The organism is Mesorhizobium sp. WSM4822, assembly GCF_055811155.1.
The window spans coordinates 242,090-265,184 of sequence record NZ_JBVVQM010000008.1; the positions used below are offsets into that span (position 1 = coordinate 242,090).

The following is a 23,095-nucleotide window of genomic DNA, read 5'->3' on the forward strand; positions in this document are numbered from 1 at the left end:
ACCGACCGGCGGAACCGCGGGCTACCTGTTGTCGAGTTCGGAGCGGACGAGTGCGAGCCCGCGCCGGGTGATGCGGTAGGGGCCGCCTCCCGACGAAGAAACCGCCTTCTTCCGCTTCAGCTTTCGAAACATGTCGAGATCGACGTCCGGATAGTGCCAGCCGTCGCGGGTCAGGCATTTGACGGAGGCGATCCGCTTCTTGTCGTTCTTTTCGATTTCAATGCGTCCGCCCTGCGCGAGCAGGTGCAGGATGCGCTGTTCAGTGCGCGAAATATCCATGTGAGAGTTTTCCGGGAAAACAAAAAATGCCGCCGCCGCGAAGCTTCGCGGCACGGGGTTTCAGGTTTTCTGCCCTGCCTCGCCAGGAGGTCAGGGCCTTACCGGGACTGAGCGTAAGTGGACATCCACTCTCCATTGGAATGAGCGTCCTATAGGCGAAAGCGGCTGAAAAGGCCAGTCCGTGGCTTTGCGCTTGTCTCTTTTGGCGGTTTGCACTAGCGAATGATTTCACGTTCGACGTGAAATTCACGTTCAAACGTGAAATCACTCACCGCAATTCGCAGGCCGCCATGTCCCTTGTCGACACCCGTACTCCTGACGCAAAACGCCTGATCCCCGGCGCAACCGGCGACTGGGAGATCATCATCGGCCTCGAGGTCCATGCGCAGGTCACGTCGGAAGCAAAGCTGTTTTCGGGCGCCTCGACGGCCTTCGGCGCGCCGCCCAACGCCAATGTCAGCCTGGTCGATGCGGCGATGCCGGGCATGCTGCCGGTCATCAACGAGGAATGCGTCAAGCAGGCGATCCGCACCGGCCTGGGGCTGAAGGCGCAGATCAACCACAAGTCGGTCTTCGATCGGAAGAACTACTTTTATCCCGACCTGCCGCAGGGCTACCAGATCTCGCAGTTCAAGCAGCCGATCGTCGGCGAAGGCACGGTGATCGTTTCGGTCGGCCCGGACCGCCAGGGCGAATTCGAGGACATCGAGGTCGGCATCGAGCGGCTGCATCTGGAGCAGGATGCCGGCAAGTCGATGCACGACCAGCATGCGACCATGTCCTATGTCGATCTCAACCGCTCCGGCGTGGCGCTGATGGAGATCGTCTCCAAGCCGGACATGCGCTCGGCCGACGAGGCCAAGGCTTATGTCACCAAGCTGCGCACCATCGTGCGCTATCTCGGCACCTGCGACGGCAACATGGACGAAGGTTCGATGCGCGCCGACGTCAACGTTTCGGTGCGCAGGCCGGGCGGCGAGTTCGGCACGCGCTGCGAGATCAAGAACGTCAACTCGATCCGCTTCATCGGCCAGGCCATCGACTATGAGGCGCGCCGGCAGATCGCCATTCTCGAGGATGGCGGCAAGATCGATCAGGAGACGCGGCTGTTCGACGCCGTCAAGGGCGAGACGCGCTCGATGCGCTCCAAGGAAGAGGCGCATGATTACCGCTACTTCCCCGATCCCGATCTTTTGCCGCTGGAATTCGACCAGGCCTATGTCGATGCGCTGGCCAAGGAATTGCCGGAACTGCCGGACGACAAGAAGGCGCGGCTGATCGCGTCGCTCGGCCTGTCCGTCTATGACGCCTCGATCCTGGTGTCGGAAAAGCCGATCGCCGATTATTTCGAGAAGGTGGCCGCCGGCCGCGACGGCAAGCTTGCCGCCAATTGGGTCATCAACGATCTGCTCGGGCAATTGAACAAGGCCGGAAAAGACATTGAAAACGCTCCGGTTTCACCCGAGCAGCTCGGTGCGGTCATCGATCTGATCAAGGATGGCACCATCTCCGGCAAGATCGCCAAGGACCTGTTCGAGATCGTCTGGAATGAGGGCGGCGACCCTCGCCAACTGGTCGAGAGCCGTGGCATGAAGCAGGTCACCGACACCGGCGCCATCGAGAAGGCCGTCGAGGACGTTATTGCCGCCAACCCTGACAAGGTCGAACAGGCGCGCGCCAAGCCGAGCATGGCCGGCTGGTTCGTCGGCCAGGTGATGAAGGCGACCGGCGGCAAGGCCAACCCGCAAGCCGTCAACGACCTCGTCAAGGCCAAGCTGGGCATCGAGTAGCGCCGTGTTCGTCCGCACCGCAGGTGAACGCGACCTTGCCGCTGTGCGGACGCTGCTGGTGGAAACGTGGCATGCGACCTATGACGCCATTTATGGCGCTGCCAAAGTCACCGAGATCACCGACGAATGGCACTCGATTGCTTCGCTCCGCTCGCGGCTGACGCGGCCGAATTCGGAATTCCTGGTGGCCGATGATGGCAAGCGGATCGGCGGCATGGCTTTCGCCGCCGCCACCGCCGATGCGAAAATCATCCTGCTGAACCAGCTCTACGTCCATCCGGACTGCCAAAGGCGCGGGATCGGGCAAGCACTGCTCGACGAGGTCGAGGCCAGTTTCCCGGAAGCGCGAACGCTGCGCGTCGAGGTCGAGGAGGCCAATGGCGGCGCCATCGCCTTCTATCGGTCGAAAGGGTTCTTGCCTGTCAGTGCCGGGGAGGAGTCCAGTGATACCGCAAGGCCGACGACGCTGAGTTTCGAGAAGTCGCTCGGATAGATTGCCACCGGATGAATAGAGCGATCCGGCCATGCGTCATCGCGGCGTTTGCTGTGCCGGCTCACGACGGATATGCAAGGGCATGACCAAACTGTCCCGCATTACAGCGCTGGCGCTGCTCGCCATCATCATTTTCGCGACCTTGTCGCCGATCCAGATGCGGCCGCACCTCGCTGAAGCGAATGTCGAGCGTGCCTTGGCTTATGTCCTGCTGGGCTTCGCCCTGGCGGTCGGCTTCCCCAACCGACTGTACCAGGTCGTGATCTTCGTGGCTGTGACCGCCGGCATGCTGGAACTGCTTCAGCTCATTGATCCCGGTCGCCATGCACGCCTCATCGATGCATTGGTAAAAGCCCTGGCCGGGGTGGTTGGGATCGTCGCGGGACACCTGATCGTCAGGGCCGGCGGACAAAAGAGCGAGAGCTAGGCGCGGCAGCAATCCGCCGCGATACGTCGACCCCAAAGAGTACGGGACCATCGACTGTGGTCGGCCCGTGTCTATCTGGCCGAAGGATCGAGCCTTCGCTAAACAGCGGGAACCCCGACATTGTCGATCAGTCTGGTCTTGCCGAGCCATGCTGCCGCGAGAAGACGCCCTTCGTGGTTTCGATGCCATGGCGCAAGCGTCAGGCTTTCGCGTGCCTGGACATAGTCGACCTTTTGAAAGCCGGCGGCGATGAGGGCGCGGCTGGCCTCTTCGGTTGCGTCGCTCTGGCCGGCGCCTGCCGCCAGCGCCGCAGCCGTATTGCGCAATATGACGTTGAGTTGGCGGGCGATCTTCAGTTCGGCCTCATCGAGATAGGCGTTGCGTGATGACATGGCGAGACCCTGCGCGTCGCGGATCGTCGGTGCGCCGATGATCTCGACAGGCAGGTCGAGGTCGCGGCAGAGTTGCCTCACCACGCAAAGCTGCTGGTAATCCTTCTCGCCGAAGACCGCACAGTCGGGCGTTGCCTGCAGGAGGAGCTTTGCCACCACGGTGGCGACGCCGTCGAAAAAGGTCGGCCGAAAGTCCGATTCGAGCCCGCCGGAGGGGCCGCCGACCGAGATTTTCGTGGCGAAGCCGGCGGGATACATCTCGCCAACCGTCGGTGTGAAGGCAAGGTCGGCCTTTGCCGCACCCAGTTGGTCGAGGTCGCGGGCGAGTTGGCGCGGGTACTTGTCGAGGTCTTCGCTCGGCGCGAACTGCGTCGGATTGACGAAGATCGACACGACGCAGCGCTCGGCTTTTTCGAGCGCGATCCTGACCAGCGAGATGTGCCCGTCATGCAAAGCACCCATGGTCGGCACCATGGCGACACGAAGGCCGTCGCGCCGCCAGTCCCGGATTTGCGCGCGCAGTGCGGCTACGCTGTCGACGACGACGGGTTGGCTCATGCGTCGTCCCTGCTGTTTGTCGCCGAAAAGACATGGCCGGGGCCGGGGAATGTCCGGCCCCGCACCTCGGCTGCATAGGTTTCCGCTGCATGCGAGATCACGCTGCGCAGGTCGGCGTATTCCTTGACGAATTTCGGCACGCGATCGACGGTCAGCCCGACCATGTCGTCGATGACCAGGATCTGGCCGTCACATTCACTGCTGGCACCGATGCCGATGGTTGGAATGGCGAGGCGGCGGCTGATATCGGCGGCGACCCTCTCGACCGTGCCTTCGATGACCACCGAGAAAGCGCCGGCATTCTCGACGGCGAGCGCATCGCGAAGCAATGCCGCAACAGCCTCCTCGGTGCGGCCCTTGATCTTGTAGCCGCCGTCCTTCTCGACCGATTGCGGCTGCAGGCCGATATGTCCCATCACCGGAATGCCGGCGGCGACGATGGCCTCGATCTGGCTGATCATGTCGACGCCGCCTTCGAGTTTCACCGCCTGGCAGCCGGTCTCATTGACGACCCGCCGCGCCGAGGCCACGGCAAGTGCTGCCGAAACCTCATAGCTGCCGGCCGGCAGGTCGACGACGACGCAGGCCCTGGCCGAGCCGCGCATCACGGCCTGCCCATGTGCGATCATCATCTCCAGCGAGGCGCCCAGAGTCGTCTTGTGGCCATGCAGGACCATGGCGACACTGTCGCCGACCAGAAGCAGGTCAACATGGTGATCGAGCAGACGGGCGATGGGATAGGTATAGGCGGTCAGGCAAACGATCGGCGTGCCGCCCTTGCGGTGGCGAATCGCCTCAGCGCTGATGCGAATGTCGGTGGTCGGCAATTCCGTGGCCAATCGTCACCTCCTTGGCCTCAAGCCGGGCTGGATGCAGGCATGGGCGCGCAGAGCTTTAGAAATACCGCAAAGGCTTGGCAAGCGTGCATGCAGCGACCGGGAGGATCACAGGCTTGTGTCGGGCTTCAGGCAAGCCATTTGCGCGCACGCCGTGGCAAAAGCCTTGCCTTCGGCAAGGCCTGACGCCATAAGCAGGAAAACGGGCGCTGCCGGCGCGAGGGTTTTGAAATGAAGACTTTCCTTACGCAGTTTTTCACCTGGTGGAACAGCCAGACGATAGGAACCCGCCTGCACACGTGGCGGTACGGCAAGAAGGTCGGCCAGGACGAGACCGGCAATTTCTATTACGAAGGCGGCATCGATTCGGAAGGCCGCACGCGCCGCTGGGTCATCTACCGCAATTATTCGGAGGCTTCGGCGATACCGCCCGGCTGGCACGGCTGGATGCACCACCGCGTCGACGTCGCGCCGTCCAGCGAGGACTACAAGCCGCGCGATTGGCAAAAGCCGCATCAGCCCAATCTGACCGGCAGCCCGGCGGCCTATCGCCCGAAGGGCTCGGTGCTGACCAATCAGCACCGCCCGCAGGTCACCGGCGACTACGATGCCTGGACACCCGGGTCGTAGGCGACAGGGTGCAAGCCGGTCCTTTATCGCCACAATTGGTGTTTAGCTGCTTGCTGATCAGAAAACGGCGACTAGCCTTGGCGATCGACAGAATCACCCGGGCGCGAACCACCGGTATCTTTGCATGAGCTTTTCTTACTCAATATCGGCCAGTCTGGCGCTAGCCGCCGGTCTTGCCGTCAGCACCGTGGCCTTCGCCGCTTCGCCTGAGCCCGCGGCACCCGCGCCGGCGCTGCCCGCCGGAGCGGACCGGGTCACCAATGCCGTTGCCGAGTTTGCCGGTATCGACAAGATCACCGGCCGCATCATCACCTTCGATGTCTATATCGACGAGACGGTGCAGTTCGGCGCTTTGCAGGTGACGCCGCGCGTCTGCTATTCGCGGCCGCAGGCCGAGGCGCCGAAGACCGATTCCTTCGTCGAGGTCGACGAGATCACGCTCGACCGCAAAATTCGCCGCATCTTCACCGGCTGGATGTTTGCCGAAAGCCCCGGCCTCAATGCCGTCGAGCATGCCGTCTACGACGTCTGGCTGAAGGAATGCAAGCAGAAGTCGGATGTGCCGGCGCCCGACGGCGCCAAGGCTGACGCAACCAAAGCCGAGGCGCCCAAGCCCGCGGCGGCCAAACCGAAAGCCGCGACCGCTCCGGACGTGACAGAGCCTGGCGTGACGGAGCCGGACGCTTCGGACCCCGATACGACCGACACCAACTGATCCTCCGGAACCCTCCTTGCCACCATACGTTGGGGCACGGATGAGCGCGCATCTATGCGCAGGGAGGATCTTCCGATGTCAGACAGCAAGCGGATCACAGCCGGCAAGGCAGAGTTGCTGGAACTCGAAAAGGGATTCTGGACGGGCGACGCGGCCTACTATGCGGCCAATGTCGACACCGAATGCCTGGTGGCGTTTCCGCAGATGGCACAGGCGATGGACAATGCGGATCTCGCCAAGACCGCAACCAAGCCCAACCGCTGGCGCGACCTGAAAATCGACCTCAAGGGTATTATCGAGCCGGGCAGCGACATCATCATGCTGACCTACGAGGCACATGCGACACGCGAGAACGGCGAACCTTACGCCGCGCTGGTCAGCACCGGCTATGTCCATCGCGTCAACGGCTGGAAGATGATGTTCCATTCGCAAACGCCATTGGAAGCCGCCACTGGGAAGTAGGCTCAATCTTCAGGGATAGAATACGGCCTCGCCCTTCAGCGCGTCGGCCAGCAACTTTTCATATTTGCCGCGCGGCACGTCGACGGCGCCGAAGCGCTTGAGGTGCTCGGTGGTGAACTGCGTATCGAGCAGCGCGAAGCCGCGTGCCTTCAAGCGCTCGACGAGATAGAAAAGGCAGGTCTTGGAAGCGTCCGTCTCCCTGGCGAACATGCTCTCGCCAAAAAACACCCGGCCGAGCGACACGCCATAGAGGCCGCCGACCAGCCGGTCCTCGCGCCACGCCTCGACCGAATGACAATGGCCTATCCGATGCAACTTGACATAGGCTTCGCGGATCGGCGCATTGATCCAGGTCGAGCGCCGTTCCACGCGCTTTTCGGCGCAGCCGTCGATGGTCGCTTCGAAATCGAAATCGAAACGGATGTCGAAGGGGTTCTTCCTGATCGTTTTCCTGAGGCTTTTCGGCGCGTGAAAACCATCGAGCGGAATGATGCCGCGCGTCTCCGGCCGCACCCAGAACACCTCCGGGTCGCCGGCACTTTCGGCCATCGGGAAGACGCCCGAGGCGTAGGCCTTGAGCAGAAGGTCGGTGGGGATGCGATAGCCGGGCGCGTAGGGGCGGGTCATCGCGTCTCCGCGCTAGTCTTCCTTGGCCAGGTATTTTTCCAGCCAGTGGATGTCGTAGTCGCCATTGGCGATGTCGGCATTGCCGACGAGATCGCGAAACAGCGGCAGCGTCGTCTTGATACCGTCGACGACGAACTCGTCCAGCGCGCGGCGCAGGCGCATCATGCACTCGACGCGATTACGCCCATGCACGATCAGCTTGCCGATCAGGCTGTCATAGTATGGCGGGATCTTGTAGCCGGAATAAACGCCGGAATCGACGCGGATGCCCAGGCCGCCCGGTGTGTGGAAATGGGTGATCGTGCCGGGCGAGGGGGTGAAGGTGCGCGGGTCCTCGGCGTTGATGCGGCATTCGATGGCGTGGCCGTTGAACTTGATGTCCTCCTGCTTCACCGAGAGGCCGCCACCGGAGGCGACGCGGATCTGCTCATGCACGAGATCGATGCCGGTGATCGCTTCCGTCACCGGATGCTCGACCTGCAGGCGCGTGTTCATCTCGATGAAGTAGAACTCGCCATTCTCGTAGAGGAACTCGATGGTGCCGGCGCCGGAATAGCCGAGATCGGCGATGGCCTTGGCGCAGATGCCGCCGATGCGGGCGCGCTCTTCGGCATTGAGGGCGGGCGAGGGCGCCTCTTCCCAGACCTTCTGGTGGCGGCGCTGCAAGGAACAGTCGCGCTCACCGAAATGCACGCCGCGGCCAAAGCCGTCACCGAACACCTGGACTTCGATATGGCGCGGCTTTTCCAGGTATTTTTCGATATAAACGGCATCGTCGCCGAACGCCGCACCGGCTTCCGTGCTCGCCGTCTGCAGGGCGATCTCCAGGTCAGCCTCGGTGAGGGCGACCTTCATACCGCGACCGCCACCACCGGCCGATGCCTTGATGATCACGGGATAGCCGATCTCGGCGGCAATGCGCCTGGCTTCCTTCTGGTCGGTGACGGCGCCGTCCGAACCGGGCACAACCGGAATGCCGAGGCGCTTGGCGGTTCGCTTGGCCTCGATCTTGTCGCCCATGATGCGGATATGGTCGCCGGACGGACCGATGAAGGTGATGTTGTGCGCGGCCAGTATGTCGGCGAATTTGGCGTTCTCCGACAGGAAGCCGTAGCCCGGATGCACGGCGTCGGCGCCGGTGATTTCGCAGGCCGCAACGATCTGATGGATGTTGAGATAGCTGTCGCGCGATGGCGGCGGACCGATGCAGACGCTCTCGTCGGCGAGCCGCACATGCATGGCGTCGGCATCGGCGGTCGAATGCACCACCACCGTCTGGATGCCGAGTTCCTTGCAGGCGCGCAGCACCCGGAGGGCGATTTCGCCGCGATTGGCGATGAGGATCTTCTGAAACATCAGGCCCGCTCTATTCGATCACGACGAGCGGCATGCCATATTCGACCGGCTGCGAATCCTCGAAAAGGATCGCGGTCACCGTGCCGGCACGTGGCGAGGGGATCTGGTTCATCGTCTTCATCGCTTCGATGATCAGCAGCGTCTGGCCTTCCTTGACCTTCTGGCCGACTTCGATGAATGCCTTGGCGTCCGGCGACGGCGCCAGGTAGGCGGTGCCGACCATCGGCGAGGTGACTGCGTTCTTGGAAATATCTGCCACAACGGGCAGAGCTGCGGAGGCAGCTTGCGCTGCTGCCGGCGCATAGGCCTGCTGCGGCGCTGCGATTGCATGAACAGCCGGCGCCTGCCGCGAGACGCGCACCTTCAGGTCGCCCAGTTCAACCTCGATCTCGGTGAGATTGGTGTCGTTCAGTATGCCCGCCAGATCGCGGATCAGTTGCTGGTCAACACCGGTCTTCTTTATCGACATTTTCGAGCCTTCTGTTTGTTGGCCGGTCATAGGCGTGCGGCCAGCGCCTGTAGCGCCAGCGTATAGCCGAGCGGCCCAAAGCCACAGATCATGCCGACGGCGACCGGCGCGACCATGGAGATGTGGCGGAATGGTTCCCGCGCATGGATGTTGGAAAGATGAACTTCGGCCACCGGCAACGGCGCGACGGCGCGGATGGCGTCGTGGATGGCAATCGAGGTGTGGCTGTAGGCGCCCGGATTGATGACGATGCCGACAGCCTTGTCGCCAGCTTCCTGAATCCAGTCGACAAGGTCGCCCTCATGGTTCGACTGGCGGAAATCGATCTCGAACCCCAGCGCCGTGCCTGCCTGCTTGCAGTCGTCGGCGATCGCGGCAAGCGTCTTGCCGCCATAGATGCCCGGCTCGCGCTTGCCGAGCGCGTTGAGATTGGGACCGTTCAGGACGAAAACCGTTTTCAAAAAGCCGACCTTTCCCGGCGCCGTCATCAAGCCGGCGCGCTGGGCCCTCTATAATGGGCATAGCCGCCCGCGGAAAGAGCGCAAGTGCGTTCTTTCACTGTCCACAACAGGCGGAAATGTGCCCGTGAGAAATAGCTGGCGAGCAAGATCAGAGCGCGGCTTTCGCCGCCTCGATCTTTTCTGCCAGCACCTCCTGCCCGAGTGCTCCGAACACCACCTCGTTGCCGATGACATAGGACGGCGTTCCGGTGATCGCCAGCTTGTTGGCAAGATCGTAGGTCTTGGCGAGGGCCTCGTTGATTGTCGGGTCCCTCATCTTCTCGCGCAGCGCCGCTTCGTCGGCGCCGAGCGACAGAGCGATCTTGATTGCCGACGCCTCGGTGGCGCGTCCCTGGCCGCCGAGCAACGCATTGTGGAACTCGCCGTACTTTTCCGGGTGCATCAGGTGAAAGGCCATCGAGACCACGCTCGCCTTCTGCGATTCCGGTCCAAGGATGGGGAATTCCTTGAGCACGAAACGCAGGTCCGGATCGGTCTTGGTCAGCGCCTGCATGTCGTCCATGGCGCGTTTGCAGAAGCCGCAATTGTAGTCGTAGAACTCGACGATGGTGACCTTGCCGTTCGGATTGCCGACGACACCGTCGAAGGCGGAGTTGAAGATCTGGTCCTTGGCATTCTTGATCACGCCGAGATGAGCGATGCGCTGCTCTTCCTTCTGCTTGGCCTCAAGCGCGTCCTGGACCTCCAGGAGGACTTCCGGGTTTTTCAACAAATAGTCGCGGATGATGCCTTCGACCTCGGTGCGGTCGATCTTGGTATCGGCCGCCGCGGTCTCGACCGGCTGTGCGGTACCGGCCTTGGCGATCTGCGGGTTTCCGGCAACGAATCCGAAAGCCAGCATGGCCAGGGCGACCGCAACCCCCGTGGTGCCCAGCAGCAGTGCCTTTTTCATCGTTCCTGTTCCTTCTACCTGTTTTCCGGTCTGGCTATGTCGTGGCGCGCGGCCGGAAGGTTCACTTGATCTTGGTTGACGGCTTGTAGTTTATGATATCCTGGGCGCGAAGCCAGCGCGGCTCGCCGCGTTTCATCTGCTGCTGCGCCCGCATGGCGAAAATCTTCGCATCCTTGTAGTTGCCGGAATAGAAATGGCTTTCGGCGGTGGCAAGTTCGGCGCCCGGTATGTCACCCAACTCACCGTAGGCCTGTGCCAGATAGCGATACCCGGCTGAATTTTCCTTGTCGCGCCCGAGGCCGTTGTTGATCTGCACGACGGCTTTTTTGAGGGAGTCGGGCGTGCCGACGGCCATCAACGCCTGGCCCATGGACACCGGCAGCAGACCGGACCGCGCCGAATCGAGGCTGACCGCCTTGGCGTAGGCGTCCGCGGCTTCCTTGGGTTTGTTTGCCTTCATCAGGATGTCGCCGCGCAGTTCCTGGAAGTAAGCGTTCTTGGGCTGCGCCTTGATCAGTGCATTGGTCTTGGCGAGCGCGGCGGCGATGTTGCCGAACAGGTAGGTCGACTGGGCGTCGCCATATAGCGCGGCGAGTGTCCCTTGCATCTTTCGCATCAGCCGCGACGCAGCCGCCTGGCCTTCCATGTAGACGGCGATCTTCACCCGCACCATGTCATGGCGCTGCTGCAGCGCGGGCGGGTCCGGCCTGTCGACATTGGGGCTCTGTTTCACCAGCACTTCGAGATTGGAGATACGATCCCGCGGCATCGGATGGCTGATCCGGTAGGGATCGACTTGCGCGCCCGAGAGCGACAGCGCAGTCTGGAAGCGGTGAAACGTCTTCAGCATGCCCATGCCGGACTGGCCGGTGGCGTTGAGATAGGTGATCGCCGAGCGGTCGGCCGTCATCTCCTCGGTGCGCTGGTAGGCGAGGATGCTGCGCTGTGCCATCTCGCCGCCGCCGGCGGCCACGCCCACGCCCGCACCGGCAAGGCCGCGGCTATTGGTTGTCGCGCCGGCGACCATGGCACCGGCACCCAGCAGCGTCGCGATGATGGCCATCGTCTTGGCGCGTTCAAGCTGGTCGCGGAGTTTCTGCTGGTGGCCGCCGGCGATATGACCGGCTTCGTGCGCGATGACGCCGATGATCTCGTTGGGCGTTTCAGCCGTCATCAGCGCGCCGGTGTTGATGAACAGCCGGCGCCCGGTGACGAAGGCGTTGAAACTCTGGTCATTGACCAGAACGATGTCGATGCCGTCATTCGCCAGGCCAGCCGCCCTGAAGATCGGCCGCGCGTAATCGCGAACCAGCGCCTCGATCTCGGCGTCGCGCACCACCGGCACGTTCTGGGCAAAGGCGCTGACCGAACTCGCCATTGCAACGGCAACGCCAAGCGAAAGCGTCGCGAAGACGCGCGCTGCCTGGGCAATCGTCGATCTGGGTCGGCTCAACATGATGGCTCCACTGGTAGACGAGCGGGCGAAAGATGAAAAGTCGGCGCCGGAAACTTCCTCAACTTGTGATCCTCACATCAATCGGGCATTTGTGCGGCACATGCGCCAGTGCCTGGCGCCGTCAGTCATCGGGAATACTGGTCAAATGGTCGTTTCGCTCTCACGTCGTGGCAATGTCGAGCCCTTCCATGCGATGGACATTCTGGCAGAGGCAAACCGGCTGAAGTCCCAGGGCGTGCCGGTTGTTTCGATGGCCGTCGGCCAGCCCTCCGATCCCGCACCGGTTCTGGTTCGCGCCGCAGCCGCCAAGGCGCTGCAGGACGGACGCATCGGCTACACCGACGCGCTGGGACTGGCAGGTTTGCGCAAGGCGATCGCCGGACACTACGCCGATCACTACGGGCTTGATATCGAGCCCGGCCGGATCGCGGTGACCACTGGATCGTCGGCCGCCTTCAACCTCGCCTTCCTGGCGATGTTCGATGGGGGTGACCGCGTCGCCATCGCGGCACCCGGCTATCCCGCCTATCGCAACATCATGGCCGCGCTCGGCATCGAGGTGGTCGAGATCGAGCTCGGCGACGCCGCCTACCTGCATGCCGGCCATCTCGAGACCGCGCATCGTGAAAAGCCGCTGAAAGGCGTTCTCTTCGCCAGTCCCGCCAATCCAACCGGCGCGGTCATACCGGCCGATGAACTGGCGGCCCTGGTGAGGACGGCACAAGACCTCGGCATCGCCGTCATCTCCGACGAAATCTATCACCGGCTGGCCTATGCCGCCCCCGACACCACGGCGCTTGCCTATGGAGGCGACGTGACCGTGATCAACTCCTTCTCCAAATATTACTGCATGACCGGCTGGCGCATCGGCTGGATGGTGCTGCCGCAGGACCTGGTGCGGCCGGTCGAGCGCGTCGCCCAGAGCCTCTACATCTCGCCGCCGGAACTGTCGCAGATCGCGGCGATCGAAGCCTTCAGGGCGACCGAGGAGTTGGAGGCGGTCAAGGGTCGCTATGCCTGGAATCGCGAACTCTTGATGAAACGCCTCCCGGAACTCGGCTTTCCGCTGGCGGCGCCCATGGACGGCGCCTTTTATGCCTTTTGTGACGTCACCAGGCATAGCAATGACAGCATGGCCTTCGCGCGCAAGATGCTGGCCGAGGCGCATGTCGCGGCAACACCCGGCCAAGACTTCGACACTCAGGCCGGGCACCGGACGATGCGTTTCTCCTACGCCGGCAGCCACGACGACATGGTCGAGGCAATGGCGCGCCTCGAACGCTGGTTGAGGTAGCGCCATGCCGGAACTCGAACAGGCCCTCAGCCTTGATCAGGCCCACAAACTTGATCAGGCCTCCAAACTTGATCAGGCATTGGCCGAAGTCGCTGCCGAAATGGCCGATCGCACCGATCGCGGTGACGTCGCTTCTTACATTCCGCAGTTGGGTAAGGTCGATCCGAAGAAATTCGGCATCGCAGCGGTCACCAATGACGGCCGCGTGCTGACGGCGGGGGACGCCGACCAGGCCTTTTCCATCCAGAGCATCTCGAAAGTGTTCACCCTGACACTGGCGCTCGGCAATGTCGGCGACGCGCTGTGGCAGCGGGTCGGCCGCGAACCGTCAGGCAATCCGTTCAACTCGATCGTGCAGCTCGAGCATGAGAACGGCATCCCGCGCAACCCGTTCATCAATGCCGGCGCCATCGTCATTTCCGACATCCTGCTTGCGGGCCACCAGCCGCGCGAGGCGATCGGCGAGATCCTGCGCTTCATCCAGTTCCTCGCCGACGACGAGACCATCATCATCGACCGCGAGGTCGCAGCATCCGAACGGGCCACCGGCTACCGCAACTTCGCACTCGCCAACTATATGAAATCCTTCGGCAATCTCCACCATGCGCCGGAACTGGCGCTGGGCGTCTACTTCCACCATTGCGCCATCGCCATGAGCTGCCGGCAACTGGCGCTCGCCGGCCGCTTCCTCGCCAATGGCGGCAAGAACCCGGCGACCGGGCATTCCGTGGTGTCGGCCGAACGGGCACGCCGCATCGGCGCCATGATGCTGACCTGCGGCCATTATGACGGCTCCGGCGATTTCGCCTTCCGCGTCGGCATCCCCGGCAAGAGCGGTGTCGGCGGAGGCATATTGGGCATCGTGCCGGGCGTGGCGTCGCTTGCCGTCTGGTCGCCAGGTCTCAATGCCAACGGCAACTCCAAGCTGGGGTCGATCGCGCTGGAAAAGCTGGCCAGGATGATGAACTGGTCGATCTTCGCGCCGTAGCCTTTCGCGATCCGCCATAGCGCCAGATAAGAAAATCCCGCACCGTCTTCGAGACGGCGCGGGATTTTTTTGTCAGAGAACTAGCTCAGGTGGCTGAAACGCTTAGAAAAAGCCCTTCCGCTGCCACCAGCCGCCGCGCTTCGGCTTGTCCTCGGTCTTGTCCTCAGCCTTGGCTGCGGGTTCTTCCGCCACGGTGGAAGACACCACCGGCTCGACCGACGCATTCACCGCCGCCGGCTTGCGCCGCGACGAGCGGGCTTTCGGTGCCTCCTCGACAGAAGCGATGGCTGCCTCGTCGGATGCGGTGACCGGCGTGTCGACCGGTGCTTCCACCTCCGCAGCCGGCTCATCGGCGACAATTTCGGCCGCGGCCTTCTTTGGCTTGGCCGCGCGACGTGGCTTCTTCGGCTTCTCCGTGGCCGGCGCGTCGTCATTTGCCGGGGCAAGCGCCACCGGCTCTTCAGCTGGTGCGGCAACGACCGGCTCGCTGGCGATCACCTCGGTTGCCCGGACTTCGCGTTCAGAAGCGTCTGCTGTTTCGCCAGCACTTGCCTCAGCCTCGCCTTCACCGTCTTCGCGACGGTTGCGCTTGCCGCCGCGCTTGCCGCGCCGGCGCTTTTTGCCCTGGCCTTCGTCCGAAGCTTCAGCTGTCTCAGACGTTTCGGCAACACCGACAGGGGCGTTGTCGTCCGCTTCCGTGTCGCCATCGCTGGCGGCCGAGTCCGGGTCCGAAAACTCACCGGCCGGAGCCGAGACGGAAGCACCGTCCGCAGGGGCGCCATGTTCGCGATCGCGATCCTTGCCGCCGCGCCGACGCCGGCGCTTGCGGCGCTTGCGGTCGCGGCCTTCGCCTTCCTCGCCACCGGCGGCAGCAGGTCGGGGTTGTTGCTGCGGCTGCTGGCGCGGCTGTTCGGCCTGCACCGGCGCCTCGTCATCTTCCTCGACGACGACAATCTCGTCCTCGGGCTCTTCCGGCTCGGCATAGGCCGGGAAGCTGCGCGCCTCGACGAAGCCTTCCGGCTTTTCAGCCAGCGCGCCGCGGAAGATCGCATAGTGCTGCGAACCCACCGAATCGTCGGCCTCGACGGTGATCGTCAGCCCGAAGCGGCTTTCGAGTTCCACCAGCGTGCCGCGCTTGTGATTGAGCACGTAGAGTGCGGTCGCCGCCGGCGTCCGCACCGTGATGTGGCTGCGGGAATCCTTGAGCAGGAATTCCTCAATCGCCCGCACCACCATCAGCGCGACCGACGAATCGGAGCGTACGTGGCCGGTGCCGCCGCAATGCGGGCAGGGCTTCATGGTCGATTCCAGCACGCTGGCGCGGATGCGCTGGCGTGACATCTCCATCAGGCCGAAATGCGAGATGCGGCCGACCTGGATGCGCGCACGATCGTTCTTGAGGTGATCCTTCAGCCGCTTCTCGACGGAGCGGTTGTTGCGGTTCTCCTCCATGTCGATGAAGTCGATGACGATCAGGCCGGCGAGATCGCGCAGCCTGAGCTGACGCGCGACTTCCTCGGCCGCTTCCAGATTGGTGTGGAGCGCGGTGTCCTCGATCGAGTGCTCCTTGGTGGAGCGGCCCGAATTCACATCGATGGCAACCAGCGCCTCGGTCTGGTTGATGATGATGTAGCCGCCGCTCTTCAGCGTCACCTGCGGCTGCAGCATGCGGTCAAGCTGTGCCTCGATGCCGTTGCGCACGAAGATCGGCGTCGTGTCGCGGAACGGCTGAACCACCTTGGCGTGGCTCGGCATCAGCATGCGCATGAAGTCCTTGGCCTCGCGATAGCCTTCCTCGCCGGAGACAAGAATCTCGTCGATATCCTTGTTGTAGAGGTCGCGCACCGAGCGCTTGATCAGGCTGCCTTCCTCGTAGACCAGGGCAGGGGCCGTGGACTGTAAGGTGAGATTGCGGACATTTTCCCAAAGCCGCATCAGATATTCGTAATCGCGCTTGATCTCGGCCTTGGTGCGGCTCTCGCCGGCGGTGCGCAGGATCACTCCCATGCCCTGCGGCACTTCGAGATCGGCAACGACCTCCTTCAGCCGCTTGCGGTCGACCGCGCTGGTGATCTTGCGCGAAATGCCGCCGCCACGCGCCGTGTTCGGCATCAGCACCGAATAGCGGCCGGCAAGCGACAGATAGGTGGTCAGTGCCGCACCCTTGTTGCCGCGCTCTTCCTTGACGACCTGCACCAAGAGGATCTGCCGGCGCTTGATCACTTCCTGGATCTTGTACTGGCGGCGCACCGGCTTGCGGCGGTTGCGCACTTCTTCCAGCGCATCCTCTGCGCCGACCGATTCGACCTCGTGATCGTCGGGATGCGAGGACTGCACTTCTTCCAGCATGCCGCGATCATTGTCGCCGGAGGTCGCTTCGCTGCCTTGTTCGGCCTGCGGGACGGCTTCGGAAATCACATCGGCCTCGACCGAGGCGGCGATCGACGTCGGGCCGCCTTCGCGGGTTTCGCCTTCGTCCTGCTCGGCGGAATCCTCGCCATGTTCGGACGCATCGGCATGTTCGGACGAATCGGCCGCATGTTCGATGATCTCGGACGTGTGCGAGATGTCCTCGAAACCAGCGTCGGCGCCTTCTTCCGCCTCGTCGGCAGTGTCGCTTGCCTCGCCGGAATCGGCAGCATCGCGCTTGTGCTCACCCCGGTCGCGGGGCTTGCCGCCGCGCCTGCGGCCGCGCCGTCCGCGATCGCGGCTCTGGCGGTCATCGCCGTCGCCGTCCTCGTTCTCTTCGTCCTCAGCCTCCTGCGCTTCCGCGCGCAGCAGTGCCTGACGATCGGCGACCGGAATCTGGTAGTAGTCGGGGTGAATTTCACTGAAGGCGAGAAAACCGTGACGGTTGCCGCCATATTCGACAAAGGCTGCCTGAAGGGAGGGCTCTACGCGCGTTACGCGGGCTAGGTAGATGTTTCCTTTGAGCTGCTTCTTGTCCTGGGATTCAAAGTCGAATTCTTCAATACGATTACCGCGTACGACGACAACGCGTGTTTCCTCCGGGTGGGAGGCGTCTATCAGCATTTTGTTGGGCATTATTTCGTTTCCCCCCGGCAGCCGTCAGCCGCAGCTTGCGAGGCAAAGCCTGCTGCTGCGTGCCTGGGATGTGGGTGCCGGATATTTGAACGTCCGTCGGCCGCCGCTTGAGCGCCATGGCGGTGCCGCCCGCAGCCATAATGGCGCGGTTTGATGCGGACCTTTCCATGATTGCGCTTGAAGCCATCGTCACCAACAGAACCTTTTGAACCAAAGCCCGGACGAACCGGACCAGCTTGTTTGCTCATACAGAGCCGGCACGGGAACAAACCCGGCCGTTTTCCTCACGCAGGCGATTCCCCCGCCACGGGAGCACGCCTGCGAAATTCGTCGCGATCACCTGAACCCTTTTCGCCTGAAGCGAAAGGAGCCGCCTTTACGTCTGACCCTGTAGCAAGAAGCTGCGGAGGAGGGCGGTTCCAGGATTGCAGTGATCCACCATCGCTTTTATGATTTGGCGGGGTGGAAGGCAACCCCGATTTCCGATGCCGGCAAAAAGCCGTTCCGTAGCGTAAGCCAGGCTTGCGGCCCTTGCGTGAAAAGGCTTGGTTAACCTTCTCTGGATACCAATCGTTAATCGAGTTCGCGGCCTAACCGGCATTTCGACGAAACGACCGGCGCCGGGCGCCAAACCGGGAGCGACTGGAAGAGAGATGGGATTGGCGGACTTCACAGACAAGGGATGTCGTGTCGGCGGCCGGATCCTGGCCGCTTTCGCCCTCTTGCTGCTGCTGGCGGTCTCATCTGCCTTGTCCTCAAAAGCCAATGCCGCCGACGCTCCGCTCGTGGCAAAAGGTTACAAGATGGCCGGCGATGCCACCAAGATGCGCATCGTCATGGACTTCGATCGCGAACCCGATATCAAATGGTTCCTGCTGCGCGGTCCCAACCGTCTTGTCATCGATCTCGCGAATACGAGATTCGCCGTTGATGCCAAGGATTTGAAGGCGCGGGGCCTGGTCAAGGGCGTGCGTCTGGGCGCGCTTAGCGAGGGCGTTTCGCGGCTGATCCTCACCGGCAAGGGTCCCTTTGCCGTCGACAAGCTCGACGTGCTCAAGAACGAGGACGGAACCGGCTACCGCATTGCCATCGACATGTCGGCGGCATCCGAGCGCGAGTTCGATGTGGCGCTGGCCAATCAGGCGCTGACCACCGGATCGACCGTTTCGACCGACAAGGGAGGGCGGGTCGGCACCGGACCGGTTTCCAATCCGGGTCATCGGTTCACCGTCGTCATCGATCCCGGCCATGGCGGCATCGACGGCGGTGCCGAGGGCCTGAACGGCACCATCGAGAAGAATGTCACGCTGGCCTTCGCCACGGAGCTGCGCGACAAACTCGCAGCCGTTGGCAATTATGATGTGTTCATGACGCGCGACACAGACGAATTCCTGCGTCTTGATGACCGCGTGCGCATCGCCCGTCAGCATGAGGCCGACCTGCTTATTTCGATCCATGCCGACACGATCAGCGTCAAGGGCATTCGCGGCGCCACCGTCTACACCGTCTCCGACAAGGCTTCGGACCCCGAGGCGCAGGCGCTTGCCGACCGAGAAAACCTCTCCGATCAGTTCGCCGGCATGGAAATCAAGAACGACAACAAGGAAGTCACCGACATCCTGATCGACCTGATCCGCCGCGAAACGCACAATTTCTCGATGAGTTTCGCCCACACGCTGGTTGGCCAGTTGTCGACCAGCGTCGGCCTCATCAACAATCCGCAGCGTTCGGCGGGCTTCAAGGTGCTCAAGGCACCCGACGTGCCGTCGGTGCTGGTCGAACTCGGTTATCTCTCGAACGCCAAGGACGAGGCGCAGTTGCTCAACGCCGACTGGCGCGGCAAGGCGGCCCAGAGTATAACCAACGCCGTCGCGCTGTTCGCGTCGGCCAAGGCCGGACCGGGAACCGGAGGTTGACATGACCGGCGGCGCCTGCAACCAGAGGCGGCGTTGCGCGACGACAACACCCAATGCTTTTTATTTCCGGCTCGCGACCGCGAAATCAGGCATTGCCGTATTTTGTCCACATGGCGGCGACAAGGGTTTTCGATTACGGATTGGGACCGGCTCGAAAGCTTGCGCGAAAGGCGGCTTCGTTTAGGAAATTCCCGAACCAAGGACTGGAGCGGGTATGATTCGTCTCATTGGCTATTTTTTCGGCATCGGCACGACGCTGGCCCTTTTGGTCGCGGCGGGCGTTGCGATCTACATCGGCCATTTGTCGAAAGATCTGCCCGACTACGAGGTGCTGGCCAAATACGAGCCGCCGGTGACCACCCGCATCCATGCGTCGGACGGCGCGCTGATGGCCGAATACGCGCGCGAACGGCGCCTGTATTTGCCGATCCAGGCCATACCGGACCGCGTCAAGGCGGCCTTCCTGTCGGCCGAAGACAAGAATTTCTACAATCACCCAGGCATCGATGTGACCGGCCTCGGCCGCGCCATCATCGTCAACCTGCAGAATCTCGGCTCGGGCCGGCGTCAGGTCGGCGCCTCGACGATCACCCAGCAGGTGGCGAAGAACTTCCTGTTGTCCTCGGACCAGACCTACGAGCGCAAGATCAAGGAGATGATCCTCGCCTTCCGCATCGAGCAGGCCTATCCCAAGGATCGCATTCTCGAGCTCTACCTCAACGAAATCTTCTTCGGCTTCGGCGCCTATGGCGTCGCCGGTGCGGCGCTGACCTATTTCGACAAGTCGGTCAACGAACTGTCCGTGGCAGAGGCCGCCTACCTAGCTTCCCTGCCCAAGGGGCCGAACAACTACCACCCTTTCAAGCATGCCGATCGCGCGATCGAGCGTCGCAACTGGGTCATCGACCAGATGGTCGAGAACGGCTACGTCACGCGTGAGGAAGGCAACAAGGCCAAGGCCGAGCCGCTGGGCGTGACGCCGCGCCGCAGCGGCACCTATCTGTTCGCCGGCGAGTACTTTACCGAAGAGGTGCGCCGCCAGATCATCGCCCGCTACGGCGAGAACGCGCTTTACGAAGGCGGCCTCTCCGTCCGCACCACGCTCGATCCGAAGATACAGCTCATTGCCCGCAAATCGATGCAGAACGGGTTGATGAAATACGACACGCTGCGCGGTTATCGCGGGCCGGTAACATCGATCGACGTGTCGGGCGATTGGGGCGTGCCGCTTGGCGCCGTCAAGGGGCTGGAGGATGTTCCCGAATGGTCGCTCGCCGTCGTGCTCGACAGTTCGGCGACCGGGCTGTCGATCGGCCTGCAGCCCGCACGGCAGGCGTCGGGCGAGATCGTCAAGGAGCGCGTCGAAGGCACCGTCAGCAAGGAGGACATGGGTTTTGCCATGCGCCATGTGGTTGCCGGCAAGACCGTCAAGGCCAAGTCGCCGGCGGAGGTGCTGAAGCCGGGCGACGTTATCTTCGTGCAGAAAAACGATGGTGCCGATGGCGCCTACAGCCTGCGCCAGGTGCCCGAAGTGGAAGGCGGCCTGATCGCCATGGACCCGCACACCGGCCGCGTGCTGGCCATGGTCGGCGGCTTCTCCTATGCGCAGTCCGAATTCAACCGCGCCACGCAAGCCATGCGCCAGCCGGGCTCCTCGTTCAAGCCGATCGTCTATTCGGCCGCACTCGACAATGGCTATACGCCGGCCTCGGTGATCATGGACGGGCCGATCACGATCCAGAGCGGCAACACGAGCTGGACGCCGAAGAATTACGACGGCACCGTTGCCGGTCCGGCGACCCTGCGCTCCGGCATCGAGAAGTCGCGCAACCTGATGACGGTGCGGCTTGCCAATGACATGGGGATGAAGCTGGTCGTCGAATATGCCGAGCGCTTCGGTGTCTACGACCATCTGGCACCCTATCTACCGATGGCGCTGGGTTCCGGCGAAACCACCGTGATGCGCATGGTGTCGGCCTATTCGATCATGGCCAATGGCGGCAAGTCGATCAAACCGTCGCTCATCGACCGCATCCAGGACCGCTACGGCAAGACGGTGTTCAAGCAGGACGAACGTGGCTGCCAGGGCTGCAATGCGCCCGAATGGCAGAACCAGCCGGAGCCGGAACTCGTCGACAATTCCGAGCAGGTGCTCGATCCGATGACGGCCTACCAGATCACCTCGATGATGGAAGGTGTCGTGCAGCGCGGCACCGGCGCCACCATCAGTGAACTCGGCCGTCACATCGCCGGCAAGACCGGAACGACCAACGACGAAAAGGATGCCTGGTTCATCGGTTACACGCCCAACCTCGTCGTCGGCCTCTACATGGGCTACGACACGCCGCGCGGCCTCGGCCATGGCGCCACCGGTGGTGGCCTCGCGGCCCCGATCTTCAAGGACTTCATGCGGGTGGCGCTGGACGGCACGCCCAATGTCGACTTCAAGGTGCCCGAAGGCATGAACCTTGTCGCCATCAACCGCAAGACCGGCATGCGTGCCGCATCGGGCGATCCGGGCACCATCATCGAAGCCTTCAAGCCGGGTACCGGTCCCGCCGACAGCTATTGGGTCATCGGCATGGGCGCCGACGGCTCCAATGCCACCGGTGGCGCGTTGTCACCGCAGGCCAACCAGGCCATCCAGTCCGGCGGCGGCGGCCTCTACTGACGATTTTCATGAGCGGATGGGCTGGCCTTGGCGCCAGCCCATTTTGCTTTACAGCCGGCGGCGGCCTGCCTATGTATCGCGCCGACCGACTTCAGCAAACAGGACAGAACAGCCAGCCATGCGCGCGGAAACGCAGAATATTGTCGACGAGATCAGGCAGGCGATAACCCTGCTGAGGAGGCATCTTTGACTGGGATCAGGCCATAAAGCGGCTTGAATACCTTAATGTGCGCGCCGAGGACGCCAGCCTCTGGAACGAGCCGCTGGAAGCGCAGAAGCTGATGCGCGAGCGCCAGGGCCTGGAAGAGGGCATCGCCTCGGTGAAAGGTCTGACGCAGGCGCTGGAAGACAATATCGGCCTGATCGAGCTCGGCGAGGAAGAGCGCGACGAGGGGGTCATTGCCGAGGCCGAAGCCGCGATCCGCTCGATGCAAGGCGAAGCGAAGGCCCGCCAGGTCGAGACGCTGCTGTCGGGTGAAGCAGATTCCAACGACACCTATCTCGAAATCCATGCTGGTGCCGGCGGCACCGAAAGCCAGGACTGGGCCTCGATGCTGCTGCGCATGTACACGCGCTGGGCCGAGCGTCGTCGCTTCAAGGTCGAAGTGCTGGAAATGCATGACGGCGAAGAGGCCGGCATCAAGTCGGCCACGTTGATGATCAAAGGCCACAATGCCTATGGCTGGATGAAGACGGAATCGGGCGTTCATCGCCTGGTGCGTATTTCGCCCTATGACAGCAATGCGCGCCGGCATACGTCCTTCGCCAGCGTCTGGGTCTATCCGGTCATCGACGACACGATCGAGATCGACGTCTCGGAATCGGATGTCCGCATCGATACTTATCGCTCGTCCGGCTCGGGCGGCCAGCACGTCAACACCACCGATTCGGCGGTGCGCATCACGCATCTGGCCACCGGCATTGCGGTCGCCTGCCAGGCCGAACGTTCGCAGCACAAGAACAAGGCCAAGGCCTGGGAGATGCTGCGCTCGCGCCTTTACGAGGAAGAGCTGAAGAAGCGCGAGGCAGTTGCAAACGCCACCGAAGCGTCGAAGAGTGATATAGGCTGGGGTCACCAGATACGCTCCTATGTGCTGCAGCCCTACCAGCTGGTGAAGGATCTCCGCACCGGCGTCGAGAGCACCAGCCCGTCGAGCGTGCTCGATGGCGACCTCGACGATTTCATGGAAGCCTCGTTGTCGCAGCGCATCGAAGGCGGTGCGGGCGAAGCCGTAGCAGACCTGGATTAGGATATGTCCATATTCAGGTGAGGCTAGC

22 protein-coding genes are annotated in these 23,095 nt (G+C 62.8%); 12 read left to right on the plus strand and 10 right to left on the minus strand.

The annotated features are described in order from the left end of the window. Positions 1-21: 21 nt before the first annotated feature. Positions 22-279, minus strand: coding sequence for a YjhX family toxin (locus tag AC0L3E_RS20110; RefSeq protein WP_127269620.1), 258 nt, complete (start codon positions 277-279; stop codon positions 22-24). A 290-nt stretch (positions 280-569) separates the two neighbouring features. Between AC0L3E_RS20110 and gatB the strand changes: the two genes are divergently transcribed. The 3 genes from gatB to AC0L3E_RS20125 all read left to right on the plus strand — a co-directional run bounded on the left by gatB (position 570) and on the right by AC0L3E_RS20125 (position 2,989). Then, on the plus strand, positions 570-2,069 hold the full coding sequence (gatB, locus tag AC0L3E_RS20115) for an Asp-tRNA(Asn)/Glu-tRNA(Gln) amidotransferase subunit GatB (RefSeq protein ID WP_473605438.1): 1,500 nt from the start codon (positions 570-572) through the stop codon (positions 2,067-2,069). A gap of 4 nt (positions 2,070-2,073) precedes the next feature. Beyond that, on the plus strand, positions 2,074-2,562 hold the full coding sequence (locus AC0L3E_RS20120) for a GNAT family N-acetyltransferase (RefSeq protein ID WP_473605439.1): 489 nt from the start codon (positions 2,074-2,076) through the stop codon (positions 2,560-2,562). Positions 2,563-2,644: 82 nt separating this feature from the next. After that, complete coding sequence (locus AC0L3E_RS20125) at positions 2,645-2,989, plus strand: VanZ family protein (RefSeq protein ID WP_473605440.1); 345 nt, start codon at positions 2,645-2,647, stop codon at positions 2,987-2,989. A gap of 98 nt (positions 2,990-3,087) precedes the next feature. Here AC0L3E_RS20125 and panC read toward each other — a convergent pair whose 3' ends face one another. Both panC and panB read right to left on the minus strand, forming a co-directional pair. After that, positions 3,088-3,939 (minus strand): pantoate--beta-alanine ligase, encoded by an 852-nt coding sequence (gene panC, locus AC0L3E_RS20130; protein ID WP_473605441.1) that lies wholly within the window; start codon positions 3,937-3,939, stop codon positions 3,088-3,090. After that, entirely contained in the window at positions 3,936-4,778 is an 843-nt protein-coding gene (gene panB, locus AC0L3E_RS20135) for a 3-methyl-2-oxobutanoate hydroxymethyltransferase (RefSeq protein WP_473605442.1), read from the minus strand. Before panB ends, panC begins: the two co-directional genes overlap by 4 nt. Before the next feature lie 228 nt (positions 4,779-5,006). On the opposite strand from panB, the gene AC0L3E_RS20140 reads away from it, so the two are divergent. From AC0L3E_RS20140 to AC0L3E_RS20150, 3 genes are all read left to right on the plus strand, one after another. After that, positions 5,007-5,405, plus strand: a complete 399-nt coding sequence (locus AC0L3E_RS20140; RefSeq protein ID WP_013531353.1) for an NADH:ubiquinone oxidoreductase subunit NDUFA12 — start codon at positions 5,007-5,009, stop codon at positions 5,403-5,405. A 124-nt stretch (positions 5,406-5,529) separates the two neighbouring features. After that, a complete protein-coding gene (locus AC0L3E_RS20145) occupies positions 5,530-6,120 on the plus strand; it encodes a DUF2155 domain-containing protein (protein WP_128309022.1) in 591 nt (196 codons plus the stop codon). Positions 6,121-6,195: 75 nt separating this feature from the next. Continuing rightward, positions 6,196-6,582 carry a hypothetical protein gene (locus tag AC0L3E_RS20150; protein WP_127330800.1) on the plus strand — a complete coding sequence of 129 codons (387 nt, stop codon included), beginning with the start codon at positions 6,196-6,198 and terminating at the stop codon, positions 6,580-6,582. 9 nt (positions 6,583-6,591) lie between these two features. Here AC0L3E_RS20150 and aat read toward each other — a convergent pair whose 3' ends face one another. The 6 genes from aat to AC0L3E_RS20180 all read right to left on the minus strand — a co-directional run bounded on the left by aat (position 6,592) and on the right by AC0L3E_RS20180 (position 11,903). Continuing rightward, complete coding sequence (gene aat, locus AC0L3E_RS20155) at positions 6,592-7,209, minus strand: leucyl/phenylalanyl-tRNA--protein transferase (protein ID WP_473605443.1); 618 nt, start codon at positions 7,207-7,209, stop codon at positions 6,592-6,594. 12 nt (positions 7,210-7,221) lie between these two features. Then, a complete protein-coding gene (accC, locus tag AC0L3E_RS20160) occupies positions 7,222-8,565 on the minus strand; it encodes an acetyl-CoA carboxylase biotin carboxylase subunit (protein ID WP_127269233.1) in 1,344 nt (447 codons plus the stop codon). Between the two features lie 10 nt (positions 8,566-8,575). After that, complete coding sequence (accB, locus tag AC0L3E_RS20165) at positions 8,576-9,034, minus strand: acetyl-CoA carboxylase biotin carboxyl carrier protein (protein ID WP_127269234.1); 459 nt, start codon at positions 9,032-9,034, stop codon at positions 8,576-8,578. A gap of 26 nt (positions 9,035-9,060) precedes the next feature. Continuing rightward, positions 9,061-9,495 carry a type II 3-dehydroquinate dehydratase gene (aroQ, locus tag AC0L3E_RS20170; protein WP_256746177.1) on the minus strand — a complete coding sequence of 145 codons (435 nt, stop codon included), beginning with the start codon at positions 9,493-9,495 and terminating at the stop codon, positions 9,061-9,063. A 148-nt stretch (positions 9,496-9,643) separates the two neighbouring features. Then, positions 9,644-10,447 (minus strand): DsbA family protein, encoded by an 804-nt coding sequence (locus AC0L3E_RS20175; RefSeq protein WP_128309020.1) that lies wholly within the window; start codon positions 10,445-10,447, stop codon positions 9,644-9,646. Positions 10,448-10,508: 61 nt separating this feature from the next. Next, positions 10,509-11,903: a M48 family metalloprotease gene (locus tag AC0L3E_RS20180; RefSeq protein ID WP_127271627.1), complete on the minus strand. Its 1,395-nt coding sequence runs from the start codon at positions 11,901-11,903 to the stop codon at positions 10,509-10,511. Positions 11,904-12,048: 145 nt separating this feature from the next. Here AC0L3E_RS20180 and AC0L3E_RS20185 point away from each other — a divergent pair, with 145 nt between their 5' ends. Next, positions 12,049-13,197, plus strand: coding sequence for a pyridoxal phosphate-dependent aminotransferase (locus AC0L3E_RS20185; RefSeq protein WP_128308230.1), 1,149 nt, complete (start codon positions 12,049-12,051; stop codon positions 13,195-13,197). A gap of 4 nt (positions 13,198-13,201) precedes the next feature. Further along, positions 13,202-14,185, plus strand: coding sequence for a glutaminase (locus AC0L3E_RS20190; protein WP_128308231.1), 984 nt, complete (start codon positions 13,202-13,204; stop codon positions 14,183-14,185). Positions 14,186-14,287: 102 nt separating this feature from the next. Here AC0L3E_RS20190 and AC0L3E_RS20195 read toward each other — a convergent pair whose 3' ends face one another. Further along, positions 14,288-17,230, minus strand: coding sequence for a ribonuclease E/G (locus tag AC0L3E_RS20195; RefSeq protein ID WP_128308232.1), 2,943 nt, complete (start codon positions 17,228-17,230; stop codon positions 14,288-14,290). Positions 17,231-17,883: 653 nt separating this feature from the next. Between AC0L3E_RS20195 and AC0L3E_RS20200 the strand changes: the two genes are divergently transcribed. From AC0L3E_RS20200 to prfB, 4 genes are all read left to right on the plus strand, one after another. After that, on the plus strand, positions 17,884-19,146 hold the full coding sequence (locus tag AC0L3E_RS20200) for an N-acetylmuramoyl-L-alanine amidase (RefSeq protein ID WP_127330788.1): 1,263 nt from the start codon (positions 17,884-17,886) through the stop codon (positions 19,144-19,146). A 1-nt stretch (position 19,147) separates the two neighbouring features. Further along, a complete protein-coding gene (locus AC0L3E_RS20205; RefSeq protein ID WP_127323273.1) occupies positions 19,148-19,330 on the plus strand; it encodes a hypothetical protein in 183 nt (60 codons plus the stop codon). Between the two features lie 30 nt (positions 19,331-19,360). After that, positions 19,361-21,817: a penicillin-binding protein 1A gene (locus AC0L3E_RS20210; protein ID WP_027039214.1), complete on the plus strand. Its 2,457-nt coding sequence runs from the start codon at positions 19,361-19,363 to the stop codon at positions 21,815-21,817. A gap of 118 nt (positions 21,818-21,935) precedes the next feature. Continuing rightward, positions 21,936-23,067, plus strand: a protein-coding gene (gene prfB / locus AC0L3E_RS20215) for a peptide chain release factor 2 (RefSeq protein ID WP_127272597.1) whose coding sequence is annotated in 2 segments (ribosomal slippage) — positions 21,936-22,001 and positions 22,003-23,067 — 1,131 coding nt in all. Because the reading frame shifts where the segments join, the coding sequence is not laid out codon by codon here. Positions 23,068-23,095 lie beyond the last annotated feature (28 nt).

Excerpts from the sequence above, each read along its gene's own strand:
- AC0L3E_RS20150 (WP_127330800.1), top strand. The coding sequence starts at position 6,196 with ATGTCAGACAGCAAGCGGATCACAGCCGGCAAGGCAGAGTTGCTGGAA.
- accB (WP_127269234.1), bottom strand. The coding sequence starts at position 9,034 with ATGTCGATAAAGAAGACCGGTGTTGACCAGCAACTGATCCGCGATCTG.
- AC0L3E_RS20110 (WP_127269620.1), bottom strand. The coding sequence starts at position 279 with ATGGATATTTCGCGCACTGAACAGCGCATCCTGCACCTGCTCGCGCAG.
- AC0L3E_RS20180 (WP_127271627.1), bottom strand. The coding sequence starts at position 11,903 with ATGTTGAGCCGACCCAGATCGACGATTGCCCAGGCAGCGCGCGTCTTC.
- panC (WP_473605441.1), bottom strand. The coding sequence starts at position 3,939 with ATGAGCCAACCCGTCGTCGTCGACAGCGTAGCCGCACTGCGCGCGCAA.
- AC0L3E_RS20210 (WP_027039214.1), top strand. The coding sequence starts at position 19,361 with ATGATTCGTCTCATTGGCTATTTTTTCGGCATCGGCACGACGCTGGCC.
- AC0L3E_RS20195 (WP_128308232.1), bottom strand. The coding sequence starts at position 17,230 with ATGCCCAACAAAATGCTGATAGACGCCTCCCACCCGGAGGAAACACGC.
- AC0L3E_RS20125 (WP_473605440.1), top strand. The coding sequence starts at position 2,645 with ATGACCAAACTGTCCCGCATTACAGCGCTGGCGCTGCTCGCCATCATC.
- AC0L3E_RS20190 (WP_128308231.1), top strand. The coding sequence starts at position 13,202 with ATGCCGGAACTCGAACAGGCCCTCAGCCTTGATCAGGCCCACAAACTT.
- AC0L3E_RS20205 (WP_127323273.1), top strand. The coding sequence starts at position 19,148 with ATGACCGGCGGCGCCTGCAACCAGAGGCGGCGTTGCGCGACGACAACA.
- AC0L3E_RS20185 (WP_128308230.1), top strand. The coding sequence starts at position 12,049 with ATGGTCGTTTCGCTCTCACGTCGTGGCAATGTCGAGCCCTTCCATGCG.
- accC (WP_127269233.1), bottom strand. The coding sequence starts at position 8,565 with ATGTTTCAGAAGATCCTCATCGCCAATCGCGGCGAAATCGCCCTCCGG.
- AC0L3E_RS20145 (WP_128309022.1), top strand. The coding sequence starts at position 5,530 with ATGAGCTTTTCTTACTCAATATCGGCCAGTCTGGCGCTAGCCGCCGGT.
- AC0L3E_RS20140 (WP_013531353.1), top strand. The coding sequence starts at position 5,007 with ATGAAGACTTTCCTTACGCAGTTTTTCACCTGGTGGAACAGCCAGACG.
- AC0L3E_RS20200 (WP_127330788.1), top strand. The coding sequence starts at position 17,884 with ATGGGATTGGCGGACTTCACAGACAAGGGATGTCGTGTCGGCGGCCGG.
- gatB (WP_473605438.1), top strand. The coding sequence starts at position 570 with ATGTCCCTTGTCGACACCCGTACTCCTGACGCAAAACGCCTGATCCCC.
- aat (WP_473605443.1), bottom strand. The coding sequence starts at position 7,209 with ATGACCCGCCCCTACGCGCCCGGCTATCGCATCCCCACCGACCTTCTG.
- AC0L3E_RS20175 (WP_128309020.1), bottom strand. The coding sequence starts at position 10,447 with ATGAAAAAGGCACTGCTGCTGGGCACCACGGGGGTTGCGGTCGCCCTG.